The sequence below is a fragment of the Corynebacterium matruchotii genome (assembly GCF_011612265.2).
Taxonomy (GTDB): domain Bacteria; phylum Actinomycetota; class Actinomycetes; order Mycobacteriales; family Mycobacteriaceae; genus Corynebacterium; species Corynebacterium matruchotii.
In genome coordinates, this window is sequence record NZ_CP050134.2 from 399,109 (window position 1) to 425,095 (window position 25,987).

Consider the following 25,987-nt stretch of genomic DNA (forward strand, 5'->3'; position numbering starts at 1 on the left):
AACCCTAAGCGAAAGGAAATAATCATGGCAGGTCAAGAATCTTTGTCAGTGGAGCATGGTGCGGTCAGCTCCCACGTGGCCTCACTCCAAGCTCATCACAGCACCTTGCAGGGCCAATCCAGCAAGTTCCTCTCGGCCATCGAGCCGCTCAAGGGCTCCTGGAAAGGCGATTCCGCTAACGCCTGGGATCAAATGACCCAGGCTTGGAATGAGAACATGACGAAGGTCACCCAGGCGCTCGACCAATTGACCGGTCGTGTCGACGAGGCCGGCAAGGCCTACACCCAGGGTGAACAAGACCAAACCTCCGCCCTGCAGCAGCGGTTCGCTGGCATGCAATTCGACGAGGGCAACATTCTGTAGGAAAGGATAAAACTCATGAGTATTTTTTCTTATAACAATTCGGATGCGGAAAACGCAAGCGGTGACATCAAGAACGTCATCAGCGAAATCGAAGGCACCCTGAGCGACATGGACGGGGACATGAACAAACTGGGCGCCGCCTGGGAAGGCAGCGAGCAAGAAGAATACCAGCAGATTCACGGCAAATGGTCGTCCTCGGCCCAGAACATGCGGGGCATCCTGGAACAGATCAGGGGAGCGCTGGACGAAAACTCCTCCAACGTTTCCGAAATGCGCGGCCGGGCCTCCAACGCCATCAGCGGCCAGTAACGAACACAGGTAATCAATAACTTCTAGCAGCAAAGGTGACGCATCGTGCCGGTTCTCCCACTTAAGCCCTTCCTGGCATACAAAGAAAGCGAATTCAAGATCGGCGGGAACACCGCTGAAGTGTTTGATTTCGCCCGACGGTGGAAAACCTTTGCCGATAATGCGCTCACCTGCGCTAGCAACCTGCGTTCCATTAACGACGGCGGCTTCCTCGGCAGCGAAGGCGACAGGTATAAGCAGCTGATTAACAGCGACTTTCCGTCACACTTGACGACGACCGGGGAGGCCCACAACGGCGTGAGCACGGCCGTGCACCAATACGCCGAAGCCCTCACCACGGCGCAAACCCAGATGAATACGCTCATCACGACTGCCTCGGTGAACCACGCCGCAGTGCAGACCGCGGTCGCTAACTACAACGCGTGCGAAATCAACCTGGCCCGCGCCGTAGTGACCGCCCAAGCCGCCACCACGACGGCGGCCGCCACCGCGGTGGTTCCCGGCGTGAACGTGGCCACCGCCAGTGCCGCCGCAACGGCGCAAACCGACCTGACCGCAGCCCAAACCGCTTTTGAAGCCGCCAAGACCGAGCACACCCGGGCCACCACCACCTTCAACGCCGATGTGACTACGGCCTCAACCATTAAATCCACCCTGAGCACCGCAGTGAATTCGGCCGTGACCTCTATCCGGTCGCAGGCCAAGAAACGTTTCGAAGAAAACCCCGGCTGGTTAGAGGAAAAATGGAACGACTTCAAAGACTGGGTGAGTGAACACGCCGACGTTCTGAGCATGATCTCCGATGTATTGCAAACGATCGGTGGATTGCTCATGATGATCCCGTTCCCGATCTTTACCGCTATTGGCGCCGCTCTTCTTGTCGTGGGCGTGGGCTTAAAAGCCATATTGGCGCTGACCGGTAATTGCTCATTGCTTGAGTTTGCCTTCGACGTAGCAACATGCGTTCCGGGTGGAAAGGCGCTTAAAGCATTGAAAGCGGGAGGGACTGCGCTTAAGGGGGCAAAACCAGCAAAAGCAATATCTAAAGCATCAAGCACGGCATCAAAAGCATCCAAGGCATCGAGCACAGCATCTAAGGCGTCTAAGGCATCGAATGCGGCATCTAAAGGGGAGAAGTCCGCACAGAAGGCATCGAAGACTGCTTCCCGAGGTAATTCATGCAAATCTCCTGGTGGAGAGCCAATCGATATGGCAACCGGTGAGATGATTAACTTTGTCACCGATGTGCATATTGATGGCATGTTGCCGATGGTGGTGGACCGGAATAATAGTTCTGATTTGGATACGAGTATGGTGTTCGGTCCTGGGTGGAACACGTCGTTGGATACGCGCATTGAAGTCTGCCCCGATAAGATTCTAATGATGTCCCCCGATGGGGCCATCCTAGAATTCCCGCCGGCACCGGCAGATGGTGCTGAGGTGGTGGCGAATGGTCGTCCGTGGCGGTTGTCGTTTGTGGATGGTGCGTATCGGGTGCGGAATATTCAGGAGGGTATTACTTGGGTATTTGCAGTTACGGGTAGTGAGTTTGGGGATCGGCGCCCTGATGCCCCCATCCAAGACTTCAACGTCACTGGCGATGCGCCAAAGAACGTTGTCCACCAGGTTGAAGACACCGAAGTATCCAACTCGTTTGTGAATGTGTTGTCACCGGGTTCGGTGGCGGATGCGTTTGGCCTCAGCGTGGAGATTCGTCTTTCCTCGATTGTTCATCATTCTGGTGCGTGGATCGAATACGACTATGAGCAAACCACGGGTCACCTGGTATCCATGCGACGGAGTGATGGCACTACTCTGGAATTCAAATGGCATAACCGAGTCCACCGCCTGCTATCCATTTGGGTGAAAAACGAGGAAACTCATCCAGATGAGGAGCCGATGCGGCTCGCATCCTACAACTATGATGGCAAGGGTCGACTCCTGAAGGTAATTAATTCTGCTGCTGGGGCGCTGCGTTATTACTACGATGATGCGGACCGTCCTTGCCGGTGGACGGATCGGAATGGTTACTCTTACTATTATCGGTTCGATGACCAGGGCCGGGTGGTATCCCAGGTGGGGTCCGGCGGCATGTTCCCGAATGTTGTCATCTGGTTGCCGGATACCGGGGATGACGCGCCAGAAGACGGCACAGTGTGCGTCATCTTGGAGTGCGCGGGTGAGTTCCATGGGGATCCCGCGGAGATTGGTGACTCGTGCATTAATGAATACTTCGATCGGTTAGAGAATTTGCCTTTGGCCAACCTCCTGCGTGAAAAAGGGTTAGTTGGTGCCGGTTTGACCGGCCGGGGCCGGACGAGTGCGCGGGATGATGAGACCTGGACTATTCCGGAAGAATTGCTTCACGACGAGTTCCTGGGAGACATTCGCCCCACGGTGTACCGATCGACGCCTGCGGGAGATGTGTGGCGGATCGTCACTGCGGAGGGCATAGTCACGGATTGGGATCACGACCAACATCACCAGATCACTCGTCAAATGACAAATACCGGTGTAGTGACTGTTCTTGAACGTGATGAATACGGAACCATTACCCAGATTGATTACGGTGATGGGACAACAGAAACTATTGTTCCTGGTGCGTGGGGTGAACCTGTCAGGGTTATTGGTCGGGATGGGCTTACCACTGAGTATGAGGTTGATCCTGCTGGGTTTGTGACGGCAGTAACAGATCCTGCTGGTATTCGGTTGGAGTATGAATACGAGTGGCGGGCAACAGGATTGGTACCGTTAGCGATGATTGATCCTCAGGGGTTAGTGCAGGTCACGGAGTGCGATAACGCCGGTCGGCCGCTGGTATCGGTGGATCCCGCAGGCAGGCGCTCTTCCGTGATTCGAGATGTTCGCGGCTTTATCGTTGAAACCATTGACCCTGTCGGTAATGTGACCAAGGTGGAATATTCCCCAGAAGGATGGGCCACAAAGATTATTAACCCGGATGGGAGTGAACGGTCTGCTTCCTATGACGGGGAAGGTAACCAGATTACGGCTACTAACGAAGCAGGCGTGACGACTACAGCAAAATATACAGTGTTTGATAAGGTTAGTGAGATTGTTGCTGCTGATGGTGGGGTGACTCGGTACACGTACAACACACAGATGGAGCCCATCACGGTGACGAATGCGGATGGGCATGCATGGCGGTTTGAATATGATTGGGACGGGGAGGTCATCAAAGAGACCGATTATAACGGTCTTGTGACTGAGACCCGCAGGTCACGGGATGGTTTGCGTGCAGACATTATTAATGGGGAAGGAATCGTTACTACCCATTATGATGCTTTCGGCCGTTTAACCGAAGTACATGAGATTGATGATGTGGTGCGGTTTACCCGAGACAAGTTGGGGGAGATTACCCAGGTGTCAAATAAGTGGTCAACCGTTGATTATCAGCATGATGAGTATGGGCGGACCATTTCAGAAACAACAACCCTATATTCCGGGGAACAGACAACGATTAACCTGTCCCATAATCCGAATGGCGTCATTGATTCGGTTTCGCATGTGCTGCCTGATGAGCGGGTAATTTCCGAGAAAACCCGGTTTAGTGAGGGGGGAGATGTATGCGAACTAGCATATTCTCTCGATGGTAAAGAGGTAGCGGTTGCCGGATTAGGCGTTGATGCTCTTGGCCGCAGGTCGTGGATTACTGTGGATTCCACAGTTCGCAAGCTCAAGTTTGATAAGCGAAGCCGGGTTGTCTCGGAAACCATGGTGAAGCTCGGCGGGGAAGCCGCGACAACAAGCATCGTTGATCGGGCGTTTTCGTGGCGTGTGGATGATGTGTTGGAACAGGTAAAAGACGCAGTTCGGGATACCACAACAGATTATGTGGTGGATTCTTTGGGGCGGATTACCAGTGTGACGCATGTGGATGCTGCGCGGGATCAGAAACCATCGGAGTCGTATGGGTTTAGTCGGGCTGGTATGTTGACGAAACTTCATCCTGATACTTCTGCTAAGTGGGCTGATGATGTGGATTTGTATGGTGGTACGATGCCGCGGCAAATCGGTCGGACTACGTTTACTTATGATAAGGCTGGTCGTGTGACGCAGACGGTGACGAAGCGGTTGTCGAAGAAGCCGTTGGTGAAGCATTTCTATTATGGTTCCGGCACCCAGCCAGTAGGTTATGAGGATTCGGATCACCCTGGTGTTGGTTGGCGGTATTTGTATGATGGCCTGGACCGTCGGGTTGGTAAGGAACAGATTGATACTGTTACGGGGGATGTGCTGAGCCGTACGGTGTTTATGCATCAGGGGAACCGGCTTTTCGGCGAGCAACGCACAGTGAATGCGCATGAACCGCGTTTGGTGGGCTCAGGCAAGTTGTGGCCTGTTGACTCATGGACTGGTGATGTAATGGGCCAGATTGAGATTGCTGCTTCGAGTGGCCCTGTTGATGGTTGGTCGCAGGATCAGGTGGATGCGGTGTTTTACGCGATGATCAGTGATTTTGCTGGTGCGCCGAGGGAGCTTGTCGACGTTACTACTGGTGGGATTGTTGGTTATAGTAAGCAATCACTGTTCGGGAAACGCACTTGGTTTGGTGAGAAGTCTTCGCCATTGTTGTTTGCTGGCCAGTATGAGGATGCTGAGTCGGGGTGGGTGTATAACCGGTTCCGGTACTATAATGCTGCGTTTGGCATGTATAACGCACAGGATCCGTTGGGTGTTGGACCGAATTTGGCTAGCGCGCAAGCGTATGTGGATAATCCTACTACCTGGGTCGATGTTTATGGTTTAAGCCACTCGCAACCGAGTAAAAAAGCTCAACAACTTGCGCAGAACCGGGCGCAAGGGAAGAAAGCTGAGGCTGATGTTCGCAAAGTCATGCAGGAAGAACTTGATGCAGCCAATAAAGCGGATCCAGCTGGTGCCGGAAAGCGAGGTATTGGCGAACAAGTTGCAATGAAGACATCAGATGGCAGCCCTACTCGCCCAGATTTCACAATAACTAACGGGCAGAATCAATATAAGGTGTTTGAGGTTAAGAGCGGAAACGCTGGTCTCTCTAATGGTCAAACAGCTATGCAGCGGGATCTCAGTAGCGGTAAGCCTGTGGAGGTCCGTGCTACCTCCCGCGGTGAAGGTATTGGTCTTTCCCAAGGAGATAAGTTCACAGGTACTTATAGCGTAGTGCGGCCTGATCAACCCGGGGCGCTTAATAACCTGCGCCAAACATTGCAGCAATTCTGGAGCCCCCCGGCCAAATAGTAAGGTTTGTATCGTGGCGAAGGTATATGCGCAGATTGATCCGTGGTTTATCCAGCGTGGGTATAAGCGTACTGGTGTTCGGGATTGTCGTTATGCCATAAGACAGAATGATCTGCTTTTTGAGCTGCATATTTCCGCCACCCCCATGCCGGACGATCCCGACCACTACAGTTCCATCGTGTTCTATAGCGCCATGATTCCGGCATTGGGGAAGCTTCATACCGCATTGTTACAACACAGTAGTGTGAGCGGCACCCCGGTGGGGAACTATAAGGGGAAATTCGCTACGTCTTCGGGTGATTCGCCCTGGCTCAATCGCTTTCTCTACCTTGAGAAAACCACCATTGGTGATAATTGGCAGCAACTCTTGGACCAATTTGAGTATGACCTGCCCATCATTTGGTCCGAGTTGGCCGACGCCCCAGACCTGTATGCGGCGGTAGACGTCGACAAGCATTGGACCTGGTTTAAAAATAATCGGGGTAAACTCCTCGTCTTGCTGTATCAACAGCGGTGGGATGAGGCGTTAGCGCAGGTGTGTTCCTGGACTGTTGCGGACGTAAATCCCCAGGATCTGCCGCCCGAGCCGGGCAAATGGACCGCCCAGGAGGAGCTGGATAACGCCGTCAAGGTTGTCACGGAGTACGTCGATAAGCATCGGTAAAACGCTTATCTACGCCGGAACGAAAAACGACCAACCCCCAATTTTCGGTGAGCAACATACGGTGGACGTGAACGAACCTCACATGGTTGGGGTCGGAACGCTATGGCCAGTTAACCCAATAACAGACGAAATCCTGGGGCAAATCGAACTCGCCCCCAGCGGCTCACCAGATTCAACGTTTTACGCGATGATCAGTGATTTTGCTGGTGCGCCGAAGGAGCTTGTCGACGTTACTACTGGTGGGATTGTTGGTTATAGTAAGCAATCACTGTTCGGTAAGCGTGCTTGGTTTGGTGAGAGGACTTCACCATTGTTGTTTGCTGGCCAGTATGAGGATGCTGAGTCGGGGTGGGGTGTATAACCGATTCCGGTATTACAACACTACGTTTGGCATGTATAACGCGCAGGATCCGTTGGGTGTTGGGCCGAATTTGGCTAGCGCGCAAGCGTATGTGGATAATCCTACTACCTAGGTCGATGTTTTAGGTTTGGCATCGCATCCGAAGGATAGTGCCGCGGATAAAATTTCTCGTAAAATAGAGGAAATTAAAGGACGTCCAGATACCCGTCCTGGTCACAAGACTCATTCCAAGCTGCAACAGTATGAGGCTCCTGGTGGATATGAGAGGGCTAAGGATGACTTTTATGACATGATCAAGGACACAGATGCTGTAGTTACTTCGCCTAAGGAAGGAATGCATCTTGCTACTTTCCCTGGAAGGAAAGGAATGTCTGTTAATGTTCGCAAATTCAGTTCAGATTCAAGGCCAACGCTACAGGCTGTCCTTAGTAAGAATAAGTACTACAAGATTAGGTATGATGATTAATTTCCCGAAGCCATAAGGGATTGTTGCTGTTGTTTTTGAGGGATAACGTTGCAAAAATGAAAAGACTACGTGGCGATGATTTAGCAAGGGCTATAGTTATCCGAGATAGAATTTCCCACGGGCAAACCACCTTTTCGCGTCAGTGGATTGTCGATGCCCAGGTGCGTGTGATGGCTGCCGAAAATTTTATGCACTTTGAGGAAACTGAAACCGTACAGTTCTCCAATGCCTTCAAAGTGGCGGGGATTCAACAACTATTCGCTGTTACCAATGATGATGACCCTCATTACATCCATCATGCTGCCATTGTTGATTCCACCCCAGATGATTTTGAGGATTTATCATTAACAGCATTTGTTGGCGAGTTTTTCATTTTGTTTTCCCAAGATGAGCGGCATGCTGTGTTATTTTCCCCAACGGGGGATTTTAAACTCATTGCGGGTCCCCGAGAGTTTCTTCTTAGTATTTATCCTGATCTTCATGCTCAGCGAAATAAATTTATTGATTTCGCACACGCCCAATTGTCATACCCCCATACCATAGGTTATGAGCTTGGAATGCAACGAGCCATCCGATACATGGATTGGTTGAACTAGAATTCTCCATGGTCTAAGTAACTATTCTGAACCTTAAAGACCAATAAAGCAGATTGTGGTTGTGGCTTATTCGTGGCGGATCTTTCTGATGCTTGTGAGGTATTTCCAGTGCAGCCTATGTGGTTGGTATCTGTGAGTGAGCTTGATCTTTGGATTGAGATGATGGTGTGTATTGGTCAGAAGCGTTAGATTGCAATCTTGATTGGCACTATGTTCCTGATCAGGAGAAATATCCATGATAACTATCCCTGATTCTGATCGCCCTCTAGCAGCAGCCCTAGAGGCAAAGGGGCTGCCATACCCATTGCCTGACCGGTGGGAAGACCCCGACCCGGAGATGATACGTGCCTACATTCATGCTGCTCAAGACGTCGTAACGGCTCCAGGCATGGATTTGGAGCTTATCACCGATTTTTCGGCGGCGATTCTGGAGCACATAACAACGAAGTATCGTGACTGTTGGGATGACATGGTGACCGCGTATTTTGCGGCGCTAGCAGGGATTGAGCGTAGCCAGTTTGCTTTTTGGTTAATGCAGGCAGCAGGGGCTAGCAAGAAGTATGTTGCGCGTGTTCTTGATGTGGTATTAGCTGAAGACCCGGCTCTGATCTGGGATTTCTTGCCATGGCTATTTGTGCGGATCAACCAAGAACAGTGGGATTTGTTGGCACCAAATCTGACAGATCCTGTGTTATCAGAACGAATTGTGAATTTCATCCGCCGTAACCGTTCCCGCATTGAAAAGAAAGGTGTGACGCCATGGATTCCTGGTGTTGAGCTATAACTAGATGTTGTGGCTTGTCCAGTGAAGGAGGATCATGATGGTGGATTTTACGAGGTCTGGGATTCCTGGGTTTTCGGTGACTGATTCGTTTGCTGATGTGAAGCAGCGTCTGGATGATGTGCGTGAGGATCATGATTTCGGCTATGAGTCTGTGAGGGGTTATCTTGAGCTAGGTGGGAATCGTTATCTTGCTGGTATTGATCAGAATCCAGTGACGCATGGTATTGAATCTGTTGAGCTGCGAGAATTATTCAACGGGGATACATTTGAGGGTATCGCGTTGGGGGAGATGTCGGCTCAGGAATTTGCTGGTGAACTTGTGAAGATCGGTTCCGTCCCTATCATGGAGATCGAGATGGTTTGGTGGCCTGTGGAGCGTGTGTCCTTTTTCTTGTATGAAGATGTGCCTAGTGCGATTGGTTGGTGGGGTAAAGATCTTACAATTGACAAGGTGAAGGCTATTTTTGCTGGGCGGATAGAGGACTTAAATCCTAATGTGTATCACTTTTACAAGCCATAGCCTTGAATAAGCCTTCTTCTGACAAACCCGAGCCTTCCGTCAAATAGTTAAGGTTTGTATCGTGGCGAAGGTATATACGCAGGTTGATCCGTGGTTTATCCAGCGTGGGTATAAGCGTACTGGTGTTCGGGATTGTCGTTACGCCATAAGACAGAATGATCTGCTTTTTGAGCTGCATATTTCCGCCACCCCCATGGCGGATGATGAGGAATCCAACTACTTGGATGGATCCGCTAGGTCTTCATCCGAAAAGGAAACTGCCGGATAAACGCCCTATTCAGCCAGACGCGGACAGACCGCTTCGTGCCGGAAAATACAAAGATTTAGGCACAGTAGGCCATAACTCTACCCCTGATTCAATTGTGTCATTGGAGCGCCATCACATTGTTAGCCAAGATACTTTGAAAAAACAGGACAAAACCCTAATGATGCTCTTGCTATCCAGATGACTCCCAGTCATCATCAACAGACTATGACTTATGGATCAAGCAAACAGGCTAAAGCTCATCGTGAGGTTGAGCATCAAAGGATAGAGGGGGTAATGAGCCTGATGTCGTCTTAGACGAGCTAGTACGTGTTGAAGCCATGGGGGTGATAATGTGGGCAGTGCCTATGAGGCCTTAGAGTTGTATATTAAGAATGGCCTTCATCAGCCATAAGTGAGGATCATGATGATGGATTTTACGAGGTCCGGAATTCCTGGGTTTTCGGTGACGGATTCGTTTGCTGATGTGAAGCAGCATTTGGATGATGTGTGTGGGCATAATGATTTCGGTTTCGAGTCTGTTAGGGGATACCTTGAGCTAGAGGGTAAGCGTTATTTTATGGGTGTTGATCAAAATGAGGTAACGCATGGTATTGAATGTGTTGAGGTGCGGGGGTTATTCGAAGGGGACACGTTCGAAGGTATCGCGTTGGGTGAGATGTTGGCCCAGGAGTTTGCTGGTGAACTAGCGAAGGTTGGTTCCACTCCCATCATGGAGGACTATACAATTTGGTGGCCTGATGAACGTGTGTCCTTTTATGTGTATGAGGATGTGCCTAGTACGATCTGTTGGTGGGGTAATGATCTTACGAATGACGAGGTGAAAGCTATTTTCTCCGGCAAGATAGAAGATTTAGACCCTAATCAGTATCACCTTTATAGCCCTGAATAAGCCTTCATAATGTTGGTGTGTTCTGGAGGTTGAGTGATGTTTGTGGGGTATGGGTTTGAGCGGGATTTTGCAGATAAGGCTTGTACTCTGGAACATGTGATATCTCAAGTGGGTGCAGGCATGGGGGTGTATGTGTTTTTGCAGTTGTCTGAGGTTTCGGAATTTGTGGAGATGGCGCAGCAGTATAAAGGTCATGTGGTGTGGGTTGAGGATGTTGCATCTGGCCCATTGGGGTTTTTAGTAGATAATCCGGTTGTTGGTCTTATCGAATTTCGTGGTTCCGTGCCAGATTCTGACCCCGCCGGGGCGTTTTTCTCGATAGATTTTCCGCATGGTGGTGTGGTGATGGTTTCGGCTGTGGCGGATTTTCCTGCGAGGGTTCGGCCGGTTTTGGTTGAGGAATGTCGTCCGGTGGATGGTGTTGGTGAAGAATCCGGTGATGTGGTTGCTAGGTTGATGCAGGCTGGTGCGTTTTTGGTGTATCGCCTGGATTTTGCGGGTGCGGCTGGGTTTCTTCAAGAAGAAGTGTTCATTGACACGAATAATCGTGGGTTAGTATCCGGGCTTTTATAACCATCCATGCGGTATTCCCTGGTTATACACATGGCGATTCAATGGTTCTGATAAACCGTAAGTGAGGATTGTGATTATGGATTTTACTAAATCTGGAATTCCTGGGTTTTCGGTGACTGATTCGTTTGCTGATGTGAAGCAGCGTTTGGATATTGTGCGTGCTGGTAATGATTTCGGTTTTGAGTCTGTGATGGGTTACCTTCCGCTAGACGGTAAACGTTATCTTATGGGTGCAACTCAAAATCCAATGACGTATGATATTGATAGCGTTGAGCTGCGGGAACTATTCAAAGGGGACACGTTCGAAGGTATCGCGTTGGGGGAGATGACAGCGCAGGAGTTTGCTGGTGAGCTTGTGAAGATTGGTTCTGTTCCTATCATGGAGGATACTGGAATCTGGTGGGTTGATGAGCGTGTGTGTTTTTATGTGTATGAGGATGTGCCTAGCACGATTTGCTGGTGGGGTAAAGACCTCGTAGATGATGAGATAAAGACTATTTTCTCCGGCAAGATAGAAGATTTAGACCCCAACGTATACCACCTATATGAGGCAGAAGAATAAACTCCCACTGGCCAGATCCCAGGTAGCTACGCTGAACCTTACAGCGCCAATGAGGTAGATTGTTGCATCACCCACCAAAGTCCGGTGGTTCACTGAAGCGAGCATAAAATAAGCCTTGTTGCCAGTCTTTCCGGCCTGCACCCCACCATTGGGCGGTAAACTAGGGCCTCATATTGTAATCAACCAATAGCGATCGGAAAGGCTGAAACCCCAATGTTTGTGCTCAATTATCTTGCCGTCCCCGCCACCGAATTCGACCGGTTAGCCGCGGACGATGACCAGGTTGATGCCGTGCATGAGCTGCTGGAATCAGCGGAATACCCCACCACTGATATCGACAAGGCGTGGGGTCCGCTCAGCATGGTGGTGGGGGAATCCCCAATAATGGGCGCAATAGCCGGAACCCAAGAATGGGATGAAGAAGTCACCGCCAACCCGCCGACCCTGGTGGCGGAGCAGGCCGCGGCATTGGCCGCCGCGGACGGGGCCCAGCTGGCCGCCGCAGCCAACGAGCTCGATTCTGACACCCCACCCGAATACGTGGCTGATGCGGTGGCGGAGCTCACCCGGTTCTACCAGGCCGCCGCCAACCGGGGTGACGCCATTATCATTGTCGTCAACTAGGGGGATCCGCCGGCGTGAGGCGTCGTCAAGCGTGCGGTAAAACTGTAGGGATGACGACTCATCGAATCCTGACGCCGGATGTGGCGCGGGGCATCATGCTGCTGGCCATTGCGGTCGCCAACTCCGTGACCGTGTGGGCAACCAACATTGACAACCCCATGGTGGGCACCCACATTGGCATAGTGATGAACGATTCCCTCTGGGACAAAATCGCCATCATGATCGGCGCCATGTTCATCCACGTTCGGGGCCTGCCCATGTTCGCCACCCTCTTGGGTTATGGCATGGGCATGATCCTGGTGCGGGAATACCACAGAAAGAACCCCTACAAGCGGATCCTGGCCCGGCGCTACGCGGCACTGGCCGCCATGGGGCTGATCCACCTCGTGTTTCTGTTCTTCGGGGACATCATGTTCATGTACGGCATTCTCGCCCTGCACGTCACCATGATCGCCAACCGCAGCGATCGGCTCCTCCTGACCGTGGCCGGCGTGCTATGGATTGCCGGCGGTGGGGTCACGGCGGCCCTCACCCTGCTGGGGTGGACCGGCACGAGCGCCTACGGCCTGGGCTATGTTGAAGACCAATTGGTCATGGGTGAAACATTCCTCATGACGTTCCCCGTCCAATATGTATCGTCCGCCACCACAATCATGCCCGCCATCCTGGTGGGTTTCGTCGCCGGCCGCCGCGGCATGCTGGAAACCCCCGAACCGTACCTGCGGATCATGCGCTGGTGGGCGATCATCGCCGTGGCCGTGTGCTTCATCGTTGGCATCCCCCTGGGGTTGGCCAGCATGGGGGTCATCGGGGGTGAACTCGTCTGGTCTGCAATCAATCGGGTTGCTGGACTTGTGACCGGTCCAGGTTTGGTGGTGTTACTGTTCTACCTGTCGCGGTGGTTGCAGCAGCACCATAAGCAACACGTATTGCCGGTGCGCATGTTGGTTGCGCTGGGCCGCATGTCCATGACCGGCTATGTTCTGCAATCCGTGCTGTTTACCGCACTGGTACTGCCGTGGGGGCTGGGTTTGGGGTCCGGTAGCGGTGCCGCAGTCGCAATGCTGATGGGGGTTGCGGTGTGGTTTCTGACCCTCATTATCGTTTACGCCTGGTCCCTGACGGGTCGGCGAGGCCCCCTCGAAACCATACATCGACGCTTAGGCTATAGCCGCCCAACGACCGCTTTACGACGGTATAATGGGAGGTCATGAGCTTTGATTCGAATGCTGACATCATCGCTGGTGTGTCATTGGGAGGAATAACGCTCCTCGACCCCATTGCTATCCACTGGGAGTACATCAACGAACATTTTTTTCATCGCTATGGTGATAACCTGCCCTATCACATGGACAACTACCACACCATCACCTACCGGCTTGACGACTTCGCGGTAGAACTTCACGTTCACGCCCCCACTGGTCTCATATATAAGCTTTCCACCTTGCCCACTTACCGCGGCAAATTTCACGACGCCGTCGGCATTGGTACCCCCATTCGGGAGGTAGATCTGGAGCTAGAGTACGACGACACCGAATCCGGTTTCCGGTTTCCCGACCATCCGGGGATCCTCCTCGAACCTGACATCCCCCACCCGTGGCCCTCGGCGTTCCCACACCTTAACGTTGATCGCATCACCGTTTTTAACGAGGACTATATCGAAAAGGCGCCCAGCCTCACCCGTCGCTAGGAGGAGAAATATCCTTCCCAAGGCGGTGCCGTCGTCAAGCTGCATGCCCAACACTGAAGGGCATGACGAATAACCGAATTCTCACCCCAGACCTGGCGCGCGGTTCGGCGCTGCTGGGCATCGCGGTTGCTAATGCGGTGACCGTGTGGACAACAAATATCAACCATCCCATGCCAGGTCACATTGGAATCATTGCTCATGATTCACTGTGGGACAAAATCGCCATCATGATCGGCGCAATTTTCGTTCACGTCCGTGGCCTGCCCATGTTCGCCACCCTCCTGGGCTACGGCGTTGGCATGATCTTGGTGCGGGAACAACGCAACGGAAGCCGGTACAAGCGAGTCCTCACCCGTAGGTACGCCACATTGGCGCTCATCGGCGTGCTCCACATGATTTTCTTGTTTTACGGCGACATCATGCTCACCTACGCGCTCATGGCGCTCACGATCGTGCCGCTGGCCAAATACAAAGATAAAACTCTCATCATCGTAACGTGCGTGCTCTACCTCGCCAGCACCGCGTTTTTCATTCACTCCATCTTGTCGCCCACGGGAGAAGACCGGGCCAACCCGTACGGGCACGGCTACTTCGTGGACCAGCTGGGCCCCGGCACCTTCCTGGTGCAGGCAACCCCCATCATGTATCTCCTCGATATCATCACCGTCCTGCCCATGGTCCTGGTCGGATTTATCGCCGGCCGCCGTGGCATGCTGGAAAACCCCGAACCGTACCGGCGGCTCATGCGCTGGTGCGCGGGGCTGGCCGTGGTGGTCAGCTTCGGCCTGGGCATTCCCCTCGGGCTGGCCAGCATCGGCGTGATCGGTGGTGAACCCGCCTGGTTTACCCTCAACCAACTGGTTGGTCAGCTCGTGGGTTTGGGCATGATTGCCTGGGTATTTTATATCGCACAATGGTTACAGCGCCGGGGTTGGGTCCACACCCTGCCGGTGCGTATGTTGGTTGCGTTGGGCCGCATGTCCATGACCGGATATGTGCTGCAATCCGTGCTGTTCATTGCCCTGGTGGTGCCCTGGGGATTCCTCGGCCTGGGCTCCGGCAGCGGCGCCGCGGCCGCAATGTCCGTCGGGGCCGGCGTGTGGCTGCTCACCCTGATCTTCGCCTACACGTGGTCCCGCACCGTCAGCAAGCGCGGGCCCCTGGAAACCCTGCACCGGCGCATCGGGTACAGCAAAACATCCCGGGCGGCGATCCTCCCCGCGGCGGAGCAAAATCCTCCCACGGAAGGTACCCAATTCCTTACCGGTGCGACATCATAACAATCATGATTCGTGGCGTAACACTACTCATAGCCATCATGTCCACCCTCATGTTGGTCGCCAGCCCATCGCTTCTGTTCGGCGTGGAATGGGGGTTGATTATCATCATGGCTGTGGCCGGCTGGTTGTGGCAGAAACACCCCCTGACCATGGGCATCATTATGATCGGCTGCCTGGGAATCATGCAGATTCTCTTCCTGTGGCGACTCCCGAACAACATGGGGATCTCCCCGGCATTCCTGCTCGCACCCATGATCCTCTACCAGTGGGCGCGGGACAAACGTCTGGAACCACGATGGCCCCAAGGGCTCGCTCTGCTTCTCGCGGCGGCATCACTCGTCTCGCCCTTGATGTGGCGGGTCCACCAGTACGATTTCGGCTACGGCCTCATCCGAATCCACGGCATTGACCTTGTGGTCACAATGGTGGCGCACTGGGCAATCATCGGCGCAATATTCCTGTGGGGCAGGTCGAACCGCACAACAGAAATCACCCGGGAACGCGAGGCGGTGCGTGAAGCCCGGCTGCTGGAACGCAACCGCATTGCCGCGGAGGTTCACGATGCCCTGGCGCACACCCTCACCCTGATTCGCATGCAGGCATCTGCCGGCCTGTACGCCCCGGAACAGGCACCGGACATATTACGCAGCATCCAAGAAATATCCGGGGCCGGCATCACCGAAGTGCGGGCCATCGTGGCAGCACTCCGCAGCGACGACATCCCCGACACCATGGACATGAGCGATGTGATCCGCCGATTCCACGACAGCGGCCTCGACATCACCGCCCGAACCGACCCGCTCACGGACCTGCCGATCCGCCTGCGGCTGGCCATCCACCGGATCGTGACCGAAACCCTGGTGAACGTCGTCAAGCATCAAGAAAACCCGCAGGTAACCGTGGACATTGCGGTGGGGGAGTGCGTGACGATTACTGTGGTTTCCCATGGACCCAAAAAACCGGACAGCAGCGGCACCGGCGTGGGGTTGCCCAGCCTCGACGAGCGGGCGCAGGCGGTCGGTGGCACATTCGAATTCGCCTTCGACGGGCACACCGCCACAACAATTGCGCAACTCCCCCGGGAAACACCATGACCGTTAAAATCCTCATTGCAGACGATCAAGTTCTCCTCAGCCGCGCCTTAGCGACGATCCTAGGGTCCCAACCCGACCTGGAGGTCGTTGCCACCGTCCACGACGGCCAAGCCGCAGTCGACACCGTAGCCCACACCCCCGTCGACCTCATACTCATGGATGTGCGCATGCCAAAACTTGACGGTGTGGCCGCCCTGAAGAAAATCCGGGCCAAACCCAACCCGCCCAAAATAGTCATGCTCACCACCTTCAACGTGCCCGACACCGTGAAAGCGGCCCTCACCGCCGGGGCGAACGGGTTCCTCCTCAAAGACGCCGACCCGGAAACCCTCATCGAATCGGTACGAACCGTCGCCGCCGGTCAAACCGTGCTCGCCGCCGACGTCGTGGGCCACATTCTTCCCGGCGCGCTCACGGTCGCCGCAGACACCCTGCCCAGCCACGTCCAGCAGGGATTATCGCTGCTCACCCCCAGGGAAATGGAGGTGCTGCACGCCATTGGGGAGGGCAAAACAAACGCGGAAATCGCCGCGGAACTGGTGATTTCCGCAACCACGGTAAAAACCCACGTGAGTAACCTGCTGGCCAAGGTCCATGCCCGGGATCGGGTGGCGCTGGCGATTATTGCCCGGAAAGTGGGGCTTTAAACCCGGGCGGGTGCTGCTCAACGCGGCCTATGGTTGAGGGCGTATTCAATCCCGTACTCGTTGGAATGGTCAATATAGTCCTCATCGTAGATGGTGATACAACCAACGCCAAGCACTGGGGAATCCTCCGGCCAGGAGTTTTCTAGGTCGGGTTCGAATAAAATGCCGGGGGTGCCGGGGATGTAAAAGCCGGATTCCACGTCGTCGAATTTTATGTCAATGTTTAAATCGTGGATTTGGTAAATGGGCATGCCCACACTAATGGACTTTTTGAACTTGCCACCATAGCCGGGCAGTGCCACCAGTTTATAGATGAGCCCGGTGAGAATATGCACATGAAGCTCAATGGCATGATTCACCAGGGTGTATACTGCCGTGTGATACCCATCGAGCCGGTATGTGGGAGTGACTGTGGGAACAGTGGTATAGGTACTGTCGAGGGCATCCCAATACGTGGTGACATGATCCAGCAGCTTCACTCCGCCGAGCGATGTACCGGCGATGATCTCGGCATCTGAATCGAAACACATATCCGCCTACTTCGACCTATCTAGCTAATACAACTTATTGTCCTCCCTAATTGTACCTTTTTGTCTTAGCGGAATGGGCTGGTGCAGCTAGATGGATTGTGTGAGCCGGGTTTTTCGCTCCGGGTAGAGGCGCGATAAGAATCGGTGGTACATGCTCAGTGCCTCCGGGGAAGTCTTCACGGTAATCTCCTCCCTGGCGGTGGTTCGGGTGTCGACTTCGGGCAGGGCCACGGCGCCGGCAGCCAAGGCCTGTTTACTCGTCGCCCCTACCAATATGGGGGTAACCGCCCCCGCTTGTGCCCGGTGTGCAAGCGCGTGATCCCCATGGTACAACCAACTGAAATCGGTGGTGTGCTTGTCGGCAAGCAACACCACATGGTTTGCCAGTTCGGTGCCGGCAAAAATAAGTTCGTTACTGGTGGTAAACGGCAGGTCAATGATGACGGTGGGCCACCGGTGCTGGATTCGGGGCAGTACCGCCTGTAGGTCGGTGGGGCTTATCGGTTTCGGCTGCGACATGCTCACGGCCAGGGTGGGCACCTTGCCGGTGCAGTCGACGAATGCGGCAACCTGTTCGCGTTGCAGATCGTGGGCGGACTGGTTGACGAGCCCGAAAAAGTCCCCACCCCGGTGGGCGCCGAGTGCGGCCCGCACCGGCTGGTTCATGCCATCGGTGTCGATAATGGCCACGGGGTTTTCGGACACGGCATTGACCAGCTTGGCGATCAGTGCCGCGGTGGGGGTGGTGAGAATCCGATCGTCTACTGCGGCCACGGAAACAATCAGGGCCCTGTCGGTGTCGTACGGTGGTATTCGACCAGCCTGTGCAAGACCATCGGACCAGTACAATCGCCGAATAAAGTGGGGAGTGAATCGAAACGACACGAGCTACCCTCCTTTATGTTCGAACATGGGGTTACAGTAGAGTTACAACCTATAGGATATAGAGTCTAGCCACAGCACGGCACGATTTGGGGAGATACTTTTTATGAACGACCAACCCGGAAACAATGCCAATATGCCCGCCTGGTTAAGCGTTGCCCGCCAGAATAACACCACACCCGCACAACAGCAGGACCCTGTATCTCTCCAACCGCAACAACCCCAACCACAGCCCCAGTCGCAACAGCAGCCAAAGCCGAACCCGCAGCCGGAAACCCCACAACAGTCCCCGCAACAACAGCAACAATCCCAGTCGGAACAGTCACAGCCCACATGGCGGCAGCAACAACCACAACCGCAGCCGGAACCTGCGGCCGAGCCGGAACCCCTACCCAAACCGGTGCCGGAGCCGAAAGACCCACCAACCACACAACCACAACAACAGTCGCGGCAGCAGCGGCAGCAACAGTCGGAATCCCGTGGTTCCCGCCACAGCACCCCCTACGGGAATGACACACCATACATGTATGAGCAGGCACCCCTGCCACCAGGCCCATTCCCACCCTCCGAACTCCCGCCGGCCCCATCATCGCGCACTGCCGGGTCGCAGCAGGTTACGCAGCCACAACAACCACCCCAACCCCCAACCGGGCCACCCACCCAACAACAACCAGCCGTCACCCCTACCAGCCCGCCACCAGAACCCCCACCCAGTTCGATAGTGGGCAAGCATTCCAGCCCCGGCCAATACGACCTCACCCCGCCGAACGCGCTCAACCAGTCGGTCATCGTCAACCCGGTGAAGCGCGCCCCCAAGGGCGGCTGGCGGAAATTCGTCCACGGCATGACCGGCGGCTACATCAACCCGGGAGACTCCGCCCGCAACGCCAGGGCGGATGAACTATTACAACGAATCCAAACACCCTTACGAGGCGACTACCGCATTGCCGTCATGTCCCTCAAGGGCGGTGTGGGAAAAACCACCACCACGGTCACCCTGGGTGGTGTGTTCGCTAGCCTGCGCGGTGACCGGGTCATCGCCATCGACGCCAACCCCGACCTTGGGACATTAGCGCAGCGTGTGGCCGCGCCGGGCCCGTCTACCATTCGGGATTTGTTGGCGGCCACGGATACGTCACGGTATCCGCAGGTGCGGTCGTATACCACGCAGGCGAAGTCTCGCCTGGAGGTGATTGGTTCGGAACGCGACCCGGCGTTTTCCGAAAGTTTTAGCGAAATGGATTATCGGCGGGCCATTGATATTTTGCAGCATCACTATAATGTGATTCTCACGGATTGCGGCACCGGGTTGATGCATTCGGCCATGGCCGGGGTGTTGGATTTGGCGAACACGTTGATTCTGGTCAGCTCCCCCGCGCTTGATGGTGCGCAATCGGCTTCGGCGACGTTGGATTGGTTGAATCTGCACGGCTATGAGCAGTTGGCGGCGAATTCCGTGGTGGTGATTTCCGGCGCACACCCGGGGCAGGCCACGATCGACATGGACCAGCTCATTAGCCATTTCCGGTCGCGGACCCGGGCGGTGCAGGTGATACCGTTCGACCGGCATTTGTCCGAGGGGGCGGTTGTGGATTTGGATCTTATTTCGAAAAACACCATGCGGGCCTATAAGGAGCTTGCGGCTATTGTGGCGGAGGATTTCGACCGGTGGCATCGACACTCGTCAGGCGAGCAGTGATGAAACGCATCGCTATTGTGGTTTGTTGCTGCTTGACGACGACCGCCTGCGTGGATCGGTTGGAGCCGCCGCTGCCGCCCACCCACCGGCAGATTGAGCAGGTGCAGGACTGGTCCCATAAGCGTTCCGGCCCTTACGATATTCCCGAAACGGCACTGCGGGCCTATGCTTACGCGGCGTGGGCCGTCGCAAAGCAAAAGAACTGTAACCTGGGTTGGCCGACGTTGGCGGCGTTGGGGGAGTCGTTGAGTAATCATGGGCGTGCGAATGATTCCCAGCTGGGTGATGATGGCACCACGACCGTCCCGCTGCGCGGATTGAATCTGTTTGATCCCGCGCACCCGCAGGAGGTTGCCGACACCGACGCCGGGCTTTTCGACGGCGACCCCACCAAGGACATTCCCATTGGTCCATTGCAGATCATGCCCAGCAGATGGGAGCAGTTCAACGCTGCTGTCGAACCCGATGCGAAACCCAACCCGGATAACATTAATGATGCTTCGTTGACGCTGGCCGGGTTTTTGTGCTCCGTGGGTGACCCGAGCACCCCCGACGGGTGGGCCAATGGTGTGCAACAGATCAATGCGAATCCAGAGTTTGTCAAGCATGTTCATGCGATCGCAAAGAAGTATTCCCGATGATGAAAAGACTCGTTTTATTGGTGGTCCTGTGTGGGGCATTGGCGGGCTGTGGCGAACCCGGGTCGGCGAAGGAAAAACCCGTGGAGCAGGTCATTCCGCCTCTGGGTAGGCTGCCGGAGTTGCCGCAATCGTATACGCCGCCGCCCTCGACGGAGAAGAAACCCGAGCCGGCGCCGCAGCCTGCGCCTCAACCCGTGCCGTCGCAGCCGCCGGTGACGGTGACACAAACCGTGGCGCCCACCCCCACCCCGGCGCCGCCACCACCGGCGCCGGCGCCCGCACCAGCACCCCAACCCGCCATCACTATTCCACTGCCGCGCGGCTTCTGATAGGAGAAACCATGACCACCCCCAACATTCCCGGTGGCCCGGCCACCTCGGCGAAGCCCGGCCGGAAAACCGCCGATCAGCAGCCGAAACGTGACCATCGGGCCGCGGTGCAGGCGCATAAGCTGCGCATGAATCTTGCCATTACCGCGCTGCGGTTCGGCAAGTACGAGCCGGTCATGAAGCCGCGGTCGCCCATGATTTTGTACGCTTCGGCGATCATTGCCGGCATTTCCATCGTGGCATGCATCGGTGGGGCCAAGCTCATGCAAATGTTTTAAAAAACCACCATTGTGGTGGGCTTGAGCTTGGGATTTCCCAAATGGTGCGGGATAAGCTACAATTTTCTACTGTCGTCAACACAGATTACGGCGGGGGCCTTTAGCTCAGTTGGTAGAGCTACGGACTTTTAATCCGCAGGTCGTGGGTTCGAACCCCACAGGGCCCACAATGATAACCCTCACCCACAAGCTTTTGGGTGGGGGTTTTAAGCGTTACGAGGGGAGAACGAGATGGATATTTATGCCTACCAACGGCCATTGGGGCGCATTGCCGACGATGAGAAACTGCGGAACCGGTTCATTGAACTATATGATGCGAAAACCCACCAGCAGATCGTCCAGTTTTGCCGCGATTATGCCCGTCACCTCCATAATGTTGCGGGTTTTCCCTACCCCTACCATGAGGATATTGCGGACGCCGATGCTGGCATGCGGCGGTGGTTGGCTGGCGAGGCAAACTACCATGAGGCCCGCAACTGTAGCTTCCGCATCGGTCGGCTCGCTAAGGAAACAACCGATCCGGTGACGGTGCGGTTTCTGCGTACCATGGCTCAAATAACGGCCAGCCCACACGTGAAATACCATGGATTGTGGGCAACAGATTTCGCGGTGACTTTTATCAATACCCAAAAACCGGGGGACATGGCGGCGGTTCGTGCCGAGCGGGAACACCAAATCACCCTGCTGTCAGCACTATAAACCCTGCGGTTTCCCCTACGATGCGGGTAATACATGGTTGCGCTGGTGTACGTGACATAGGCTAAGAACATGAACGGGATCACTATTGGTGAAAAATAGATCCCGTAGTGAAGGAGCCACAGAATGTTTTCCCAACGGATCACCATGATGCGACAGCAATTCTTTATATTATTGGCATCAATGGTGGTGGTTTTGTCCGGCACTATCGCCTATTTCGCCTACCATAACCTCACCTATGATCGGGCCCGGACGCGGCAGATCCGCCACGCGGGGTTCGTCGAAAAGCAAGCGGTACTGCCCGATAAGTCGGTGATAAATTATGGCGAGGGGCCCAACAACGGCATTCCGCTGCTGCTCATCCACGGTCAGCAGGTGTCATGGCAGGATTACTCGCAGGTGCTCACCGAACTATCCAGCCGCTACCATGTGTTTGCGGTGGATTGCTATGGGCACGGCGGTTCCAGCAAAGACCCGAAAAAATACACCGCGCGGGCAAACAGCGACGATATCGTGTGGTTTATCAATAATGTGGTGAAAGACCCAGTTGTGGTTTCCGGCCATTCATCCGGCGGGCTCATTGCGACGCTCGTGGCGGCCACCGCACCCGACATGGTCCGCGGCCTGGTCATCGAGGACGCGCCATTCTTTTCGACGGAACCCGACCGGGCGCCCAAAACCTTCGCCGGCCACGGCTTCAAAGACATGCACGACTTCCTCGCCAGCGGCGAACCAAACTTCACCCGCTATTCACTGGAACACACCTACCTCGCCCACCTGTTCGGGGAGAAAAACTTTGACAACCTAGTCAGAAAGCCCGCCCTGAAACGCCTGGACAGGCGGCCGCATGAAATACCGCGGGTTTGGTATTACCCGCCCGGGTGGAAAATCAACGAAATCTACGACCTCACCGCCAACATGCAGGACGGCACCGGCAGCTACGATCTGCGCTTCGGGGACACCTTCTACGATTACTCCTGGTTTACGGACTTCGACCAGGTAGAAACCCTGCGCGCGGTCACCTGCCCCTCCGTGCTGCTGCACGTGGGCCCCGACGCCAAGATTGGCAGCTACTACGACGACAATGGGGTGCTGCTTTCTGCCATGGATGACAAGGATTCCCAGCGCGTGTACTCGCTCCTGCCGGAACAACACCGCATGCTTATCGACAACGTGGACAGCGGGCACGATATTCACGCCGAAAAACCAGACATTTTCATCTACGCCGTGGACGTTTTAGCAGAAAAATGGGGGTAGTAAAATTGCTTGCAATGGTATGTGTGGCTGGTTTGGTTATGGGGGTGATGGTAACGGGGGCACCTGAAAACCAGCCCTGACCTGGATCGTTCTATACTGACGATATCGCCTGCCTCGATAAGTCAAAGGAGTTCCCATGAGCATAACCAATAGTCCTATTCGTATCAGCCGGTCGTTCAAAACGGGGGGAACCCTGCTCACGGATAATAACTCCTGGAACCGGGACGGCGACCACGCCGCTAGAGTGTTTTCCGCCAACGGGGGCATGTGGTACGCCGAAGGCGGCAACGATGACATTCATGTCACCCACATAACCGGCGGGGACGAAGCCCTCCACGTCAACTGCGCGGTGCTCAACCCGAAACTGGTCGAAGGCGCGCAGCGCGACCTGGGCATAGACTTCAGTAAACGGGTCGCCAACAAGGAGGACTACCGGCTGATCAGAATAGCCACCCCCACCCTGTGGGATTCCCTGGCGGTGACGATCCTGCGCCACGCGGTGCAGGCGGGAAAGGCACAGCACTCCATTAAAAAACTCCGAGAGCACATGGGCGAAAAAGTCACCCACGATGGCGGCACCTACTACCTCATGCCCACCCCGCAGCGCATGCTGGACGCGACCGACGCCCAACTCAACCGCCTGGGCCTGTTCTTCTTCAAATCCGCCCTGAAGGCCGCCGCCGCATGGTGCCTGAACACCGATATTGACCTGCAAACCGTCTCCCACGAGGAGCTTTTCCACGACCTCCTCATGATTCCCCGCGTGGGGCCTTGGACCGCCGGCGTAGTCGTGTGCGACGTGACCAATGATTTCTCCTACTACCCGCTCGATGACCGCACGATTTTCTCTCGGGTGCGGGAACTCAGCGCCAACGACTGGCCCGCCGACCGGCACAGGTTCGCCGACGAATGGCGTCGACAAGCAGGCGATAACCTCAGCAGCTATACGACGATGGTGCTCGCCAACTGGGGGGATCAAGCCGCATAACTCACCCGAAACACCGTGGCATCCCGCACCGGATACCATTCATTTCGGCGCGGGTCGAGGAACACGGCATTCGGCGGAATGTCCGTGGGCTGCCGAAGCTTGTCGACGTCTTCCGCCGCGAGACCAGTCAACGTGCCGTCTGCGATCATGCGCTTCATCGCCCAAAACCCATACCAGTCGTTCATGATCGAATACGTTTGGGCATCGTCTCGCCCGTCAATGGTCAACAGATAACGGTGCTGTTCAAAATACCGCCAATCATTGAACGTGAGCAGCTCCTTGGTGAAGGGATGCCAATAGGGCCGTACATCAGCATTATCCATGGTGATTTCATGCCGCCATATTTGGCCCCTGGCAGGTCCACGCAAAATAATGGCGGTGTAAATATTGCAACCATCGTCAGAGAGAAACGCCATTCCCCGCAATGCCGGCTCATCGAAATTCTTTTGCAGATAGTCGATCTGTTCCTCGGTGATCGCATCATATTCCGCAGCCGTGGTGGCATTATCCAGCCGTGTATAGAACGATTCGGGCACGTCCGCGATCAGCGGGTTCTCTGGGGTGAATGGAAAATCCTGGGTCCAATCGGGATCTTCACGAGTGTACGCGCCGGGGTCGAGGAAAAATTCGCAGATCATGCTGTCGAGCAGCAGGTAATCACCCGTGAATTTGTTCTCGTTGGTGTCATCCAGGAGAAACGCGCGATAGTCGGCGGGGAGTGGTTGGCCCAGTTGTGCTTCGGCTTCTGCAACCCGAGCGGTGAGTTCTGATTGGTTCATGTGTCCTCACGAAAATTTGATGTGTGCGGGAAGGATATTGAGACGTCACTACTACATGGTGCTTGCTGGGAATACAATGCCGTTTCGAACTGGGTGCCATTCATCCGAGAATTGGTCGAGGAACATGGCGCTTTCGGGAATATCATCAACACATGTGACTTTTTCGATTTCTTCCTTGGTCATGCCGGTTAATTTCTCCTCAATAAGCATGGCCATTATGGCACTTCGCCCTTCTTTGCTCTCCAGGGGATAAGTCCAGGAGTACTCCCACAAATTTCGTAGATTTTCGCGTGCTGCTGTGAGCCGATAACGATACTTATCAAAGAACTGCCATTCCGTAAACGATAATGGCTCATTAGTGAATGGGCGGAAGTGTGGTTCGATGGTGACAGAAAAGGCATCCACCTCGCACCACCACACCTGGCCTGCGGCCTCGCCCCGTAACACCAGGAATGAATACATACAGCACCCATTATCGGCGACGTAGACGATTCCGCGTTCCATGGGCTTGAGGAAGTTCTCTACCATGTAATCAAAGGATTCATCGTAGAGCGCATTATATTTATTACTGTCGTGTTCCACTTTCTCGGCATGAACTGCACGCTTGTAGAATTCCCTAAGAGGGGAGTCATCTACCGGATGTTCCAGGCTGAACGGAAAATCCTTCGTCCAATCAAGCTCGCAATAGAGAAAGTCCTCTGGGGCAATGAAGAATCCCCACTCGCCGGCGTCTTCATTGGCGTCATCCAGGAGAAATGCCCGGTAATCGGCGGGAAGTGGTTGGCCCAATTGGGCTTCGACTTGTTCGACTTGGGCAAGAAGCATTGGCTGGCTCATAGCGACCTCGCAAAAATACTATGCACGCAGAAAAGCCCACCACAGTGTGGTGTTTCACCCATTGGCACCCATGAAATCCGCACGTCTCATAGCCTTCCAGCGTACATATTTATAACCTTCACCATGAAGGTAACAAACGGGTC

At 54.7% G+C, this 25,987-nt stretch carries 29 protein-coding genes and 1 tRNA gene; 26 read left to right on the top strand and 4 right to left on the bottom strand.

Annotation, left to right across the window (positions count from 1 at the left end):
- The first annotated feature begins 24 nt into the window (after positions 1–24).
- From HBA49_RS01750 to HBA49_RS01835, 18 genes are all read left to right on the top strand, one after another.
- Positions 25–363, top strand: coding sequence for a WXG100 family type VII secretion target (locus HBA49_RS01750; RefSeq protein WP_005522262.1), 339 nt, complete (start codon positions 25–27; stop codon positions 361–363).
- Positions 364–378: 15 nt separating this feature from the next.
- Positions 379–672: a WXG100 family type VII secretion target gene (locus HBA49_RS01755; RefSeq protein ID WP_005524992.1), complete on the top strand. Its 294-nt coding sequence runs from the start codon at positions 379–381 to the stop codon at positions 670–672.
- A gap of 45 nt (positions 673–717) precedes the next feature.
- A complete protein-coding gene (locus tag HBA49_RS01760) occupies positions 718–5,910 on the top strand; it encodes a DUF6531 domain-containing protein (RefSeq protein WP_005525302.1) in 5,193 nt (1,730 codons plus the stop codon).
- A gap of 13 nt (positions 5,911–5,923) precedes the next feature.
- Positions 5,924–6,574 carry a hypothetical protein gene (locus HBA49_RS01765; protein ID WP_005525038.1) on the top strand — a complete coding sequence of 217 codons (651 nt, stop codon included), beginning with the start codon at positions 5,924–5,926 and terminating at the stop codon, positions 6,572–6,574.
- Positions 6,575–6,641: 67 nt separating this feature from the next.
- The gene (locus HBA49_RS01770; protein ID WP_174888107.1) at positions 6,642–6,935 is read left to right on the top strand and encodes a hypothetical protein; all 294 of its coding nucleotides are present in this window, start codon (positions 6,642–6,644) and stop codon (positions 6,933–6,935) included.
- 522 nt (positions 6,936–7,457) lie between these two features.
- Positions 7,458–7,997 (top strand): hypothetical protein, encoded by a 540-nt coding sequence (locus tag HBA49_RS01775; protein ID WP_225866113.1) that lies wholly within the window; start codon positions 7,458–7,460, stop codon positions 7,995–7,997.
- A gap of 235 nt (positions 7,998–8,232) precedes the next feature.
- Positions 8,233–8,781 carry a hypothetical protein gene (locus HBA49_RS01780; RefSeq protein WP_005525282.1) on the top strand — a complete coding sequence of 183 codons (549 nt, stop codon included), beginning with the start codon at positions 8,233–8,235 and terminating at the stop codon, positions 8,779–8,781.
- A gap of 37 nt (positions 8,782–8,818) precedes the next feature.
- Positions 8,819–9,301 carry a hypothetical protein gene (locus HBA49_RS01785; protein WP_005525491.1) on the top strand — a complete coding sequence of 161 codons (483 nt, stop codon included), beginning with the start codon at positions 8,819–8,821 and terminating at the stop codon, positions 9,299–9,301.
- A gap of 61 nt (positions 9,302–9,362) precedes the next feature.
- The gene (locus HBA49_RS01790) at positions 9,363–9,569 is read left to right on the top strand and encodes a hypothetical protein (protein WP_040431747.1); all 207 of its coding nucleotides are present in this window, start codon (positions 9,363–9,365) and stop codon (positions 9,567–9,569) included.
- A 406-nt stretch (positions 9,570–9,975) separates the two neighbouring features.
- Positions 9,976–10,458, top strand: a complete 483-nt coding sequence (locus HBA49_RS01795; protein WP_005525151.1) for a hypothetical protein — start codon at positions 9,976–9,978, stop codon at positions 10,456–10,458.
- A gap of 96 nt (positions 10,459–10,554) precedes the next feature.
- Positions 10,555–11,031, top strand: a complete 477-nt coding sequence (locus HBA49_RS01800) for a hypothetical protein (RefSeq protein WP_225866114.1) — start codon at positions 10,555–10,557, stop codon at positions 11,029–11,031.
- Between the two features lie 76 nt (positions 11,032–11,107).
- The gene (locus HBA49_RS01805) at positions 11,108–11,593 is read left to right on the top strand and encodes a hypothetical protein (RefSeq protein ID WP_005525442.1); all 486 of its coding nucleotides are present in this window, start codon (positions 11,108–11,110) and stop codon (positions 11,591–11,593) included.
- Between the two features lie 213 nt (positions 11,594–11,806).
- Positions 11,807–12,217, top strand: a complete 411-nt coding sequence (locus HBA49_RS01810; protein ID WP_005525331.1) for a DUF1877 family protein — start codon at positions 11,807–11,809, stop codon at positions 12,215–12,217.
- A gap of 50 nt (positions 12,218–12,267) precedes the next feature.
- On the top strand, positions 12,268–13,431 hold the full coding sequence (locus tag HBA49_RS01815) for a DUF418 domain-containing protein (RefSeq protein ID WP_005525150.1): 1,164 nt from the start codon (positions 12,268–12,270) through the stop codon (positions 13,429–13,431).
- Complete coding sequence (locus HBA49_RS01820; RefSeq protein WP_005522298.1) at positions 13,428–13,907, top strand: hypothetical protein; 480 nt, start codon at positions 13,428–13,430, stop codon at positions 13,905–13,907. Before HBA49_RS01815 ends, HBA49_RS01820 begins: the two co-directional genes overlap by 4 nt.
- 62 nt (positions 13,908–13,969) lie before the next feature.
- A complete protein-coding gene (locus HBA49_RS01825; RefSeq protein ID WP_005525139.1) occupies positions 13,970–15,187 on the top strand; it encodes a DUF418 domain-containing protein in 1,218 nt (405 codons plus the stop codon).
- A 5-nt stretch (positions 15,188–15,192) separates the two neighbouring features.
- Positions 15,193–16,281, top strand: a complete 1,089-nt coding sequence (locus HBA49_RS01830; RefSeq protein ID WP_005525024.1) for a sensor histidine kinase — start codon at positions 15,193–15,195, stop codon at positions 16,279–16,281.
- Positions 16,278–16,928: a response regulator gene (locus HBA49_RS01835; protein ID WP_005524790.1), complete on the top strand. Its 651-nt coding sequence runs from the start codon at positions 16,278–16,280 to the stop codon at positions 16,926–16,928. The genes HBA49_RS01830 and HBA49_RS01835 overlap by 4 nt, the downstream gene beginning before the upstream one ends.
- A gap of 17 nt (positions 16,929–16,945) precedes the next feature.
- Here the strand turns inward: HBA49_RS01835 and HBA49_RS01840 are convergent, their stop codons facing one another.
- Entirely contained in the window at positions 16,946–17,458 is a 513-nt protein-coding gene (locus tag HBA49_RS01840) for a hypothetical protein (RefSeq protein ID WP_005522302.1), read from the bottom strand.
- 87 nt (positions 17,459–17,545) lie between these two features.
- Positions 17,546–18,343 (bottom strand): hypothetical protein, encoded by a 798-nt coding sequence (locus HBA49_RS01845; protein ID WP_005525148.1) that lies wholly within the window; start codon positions 18,341–18,343, stop codon positions 17,546–17,548.
- Between the two features lie 103 nt (positions 18,344–18,446).
- Between HBA49_RS01845 and HBA49_RS12855 the strand changes: the two genes are divergently transcribed.
- From HBA49_RS12855 to HBA49_RS01885, 8 genes are all read left to right on the top strand, one after another.
- A complete protein-coding gene (locus tag HBA49_RS12855) occupies positions 18,447–20,039 on the top strand; it encodes a MinD/ParA family ATP-binding protein (protein WP_005525494.1) in 1,593 nt (530 codons plus the stop codon).
- Complete coding sequence (locus HBA49_RS01855; RefSeq protein ID WP_040431750.1) at positions 20,039–20,680, top strand: lysozyme family protein; 642 nt, start codon at positions 20,039–20,041, stop codon at positions 20,678–20,680. The genes HBA49_RS12855 and HBA49_RS01855 overlap by 1 nt, the downstream gene beginning before the upstream one ends.
- Positions 20,677–21,009: a hypothetical protein gene (locus tag HBA49_RS01860; protein ID WP_005525224.1), complete on the top strand. Its 333-nt coding sequence runs from the start codon at positions 20,677–20,679 to the stop codon at positions 21,007–21,009. The genes HBA49_RS01855 and HBA49_RS01860 overlap by 4 nt, the downstream gene beginning before the upstream one ends.
- An 11-nt stretch (positions 21,010–21,020) precedes the next feature.
- Positions 21,021–21,287 carry a hypothetical protein gene (locus HBA49_RS01865; RefSeq protein ID WP_005525062.1) on the top strand — a complete coding sequence of 89 codons (267 nt, stop codon included), beginning with the start codon at positions 21,021–21,023 and terminating at the stop codon, positions 21,285–21,287.
- Positions 21,288–21,381: 94 nt separating this feature from the next.
- A tRNA-Lys gene (locus tag HBA49_RS01870) sits at positions 21,382–21,454 on the top strand.
- A 64-nt stretch (positions 21,455–21,518) separates the two neighbouring features.
- A complete protein-coding gene (locus tag HBA49_RS01875) occupies positions 21,519–21,986 on the top strand; it encodes a putative immunity protein (protein ID WP_005525103.1) in 468 nt (155 codons plus the stop codon).
- A 123-nt stretch (positions 21,987–22,109) separates the two neighbouring features.
- Entirely contained in the window at positions 22,110–23,240 is a 1,131-nt protein-coding gene (locus tag HBA49_RS01880) for an alpha/beta hydrolase (RefSeq protein WP_005525266.1), read from the top strand.
- A 136-nt stretch (positions 23,241–23,376) separates the two neighbouring features.
- A complete protein-coding gene (locus tag HBA49_RS01885) occupies positions 23,377–24,228 on the top strand; it encodes a DNA glycosylase family protein (RefSeq protein WP_005522339.1) in 852 nt (283 codons plus the stop codon).
- Here the strand turns inward: HBA49_RS01885 and HBA49_RS01890 are convergent.
- Both HBA49_RS01890 and HBA49_RS01895 read right to left on the bottom strand, forming a co-directional pair.
- Positions 24,216–25,007 (bottom strand): SMI1/KNR4 family protein, encoded by a 792-nt coding sequence (locus tag HBA49_RS01890; protein ID WP_005525287.1) that lies wholly within the window; start codon positions 25,005–25,007, stop codon positions 24,216–24,218. The genes HBA49_RS01885 and HBA49_RS01890 overlap by 13 nt on opposite strands.
- Positions 25,008–25,058: 51 nt before the next feature.
- Positions 25,059–25,844, bottom strand: coding sequence for an SMI1/KNR4 family protein (locus tag HBA49_RS01895; RefSeq protein WP_005524940.1), 786 nt, complete (start codon positions 25,842–25,844; stop codon positions 25,059–25,061).
- Positions 25,845–25,987 lie beyond the last annotated feature (143 nt).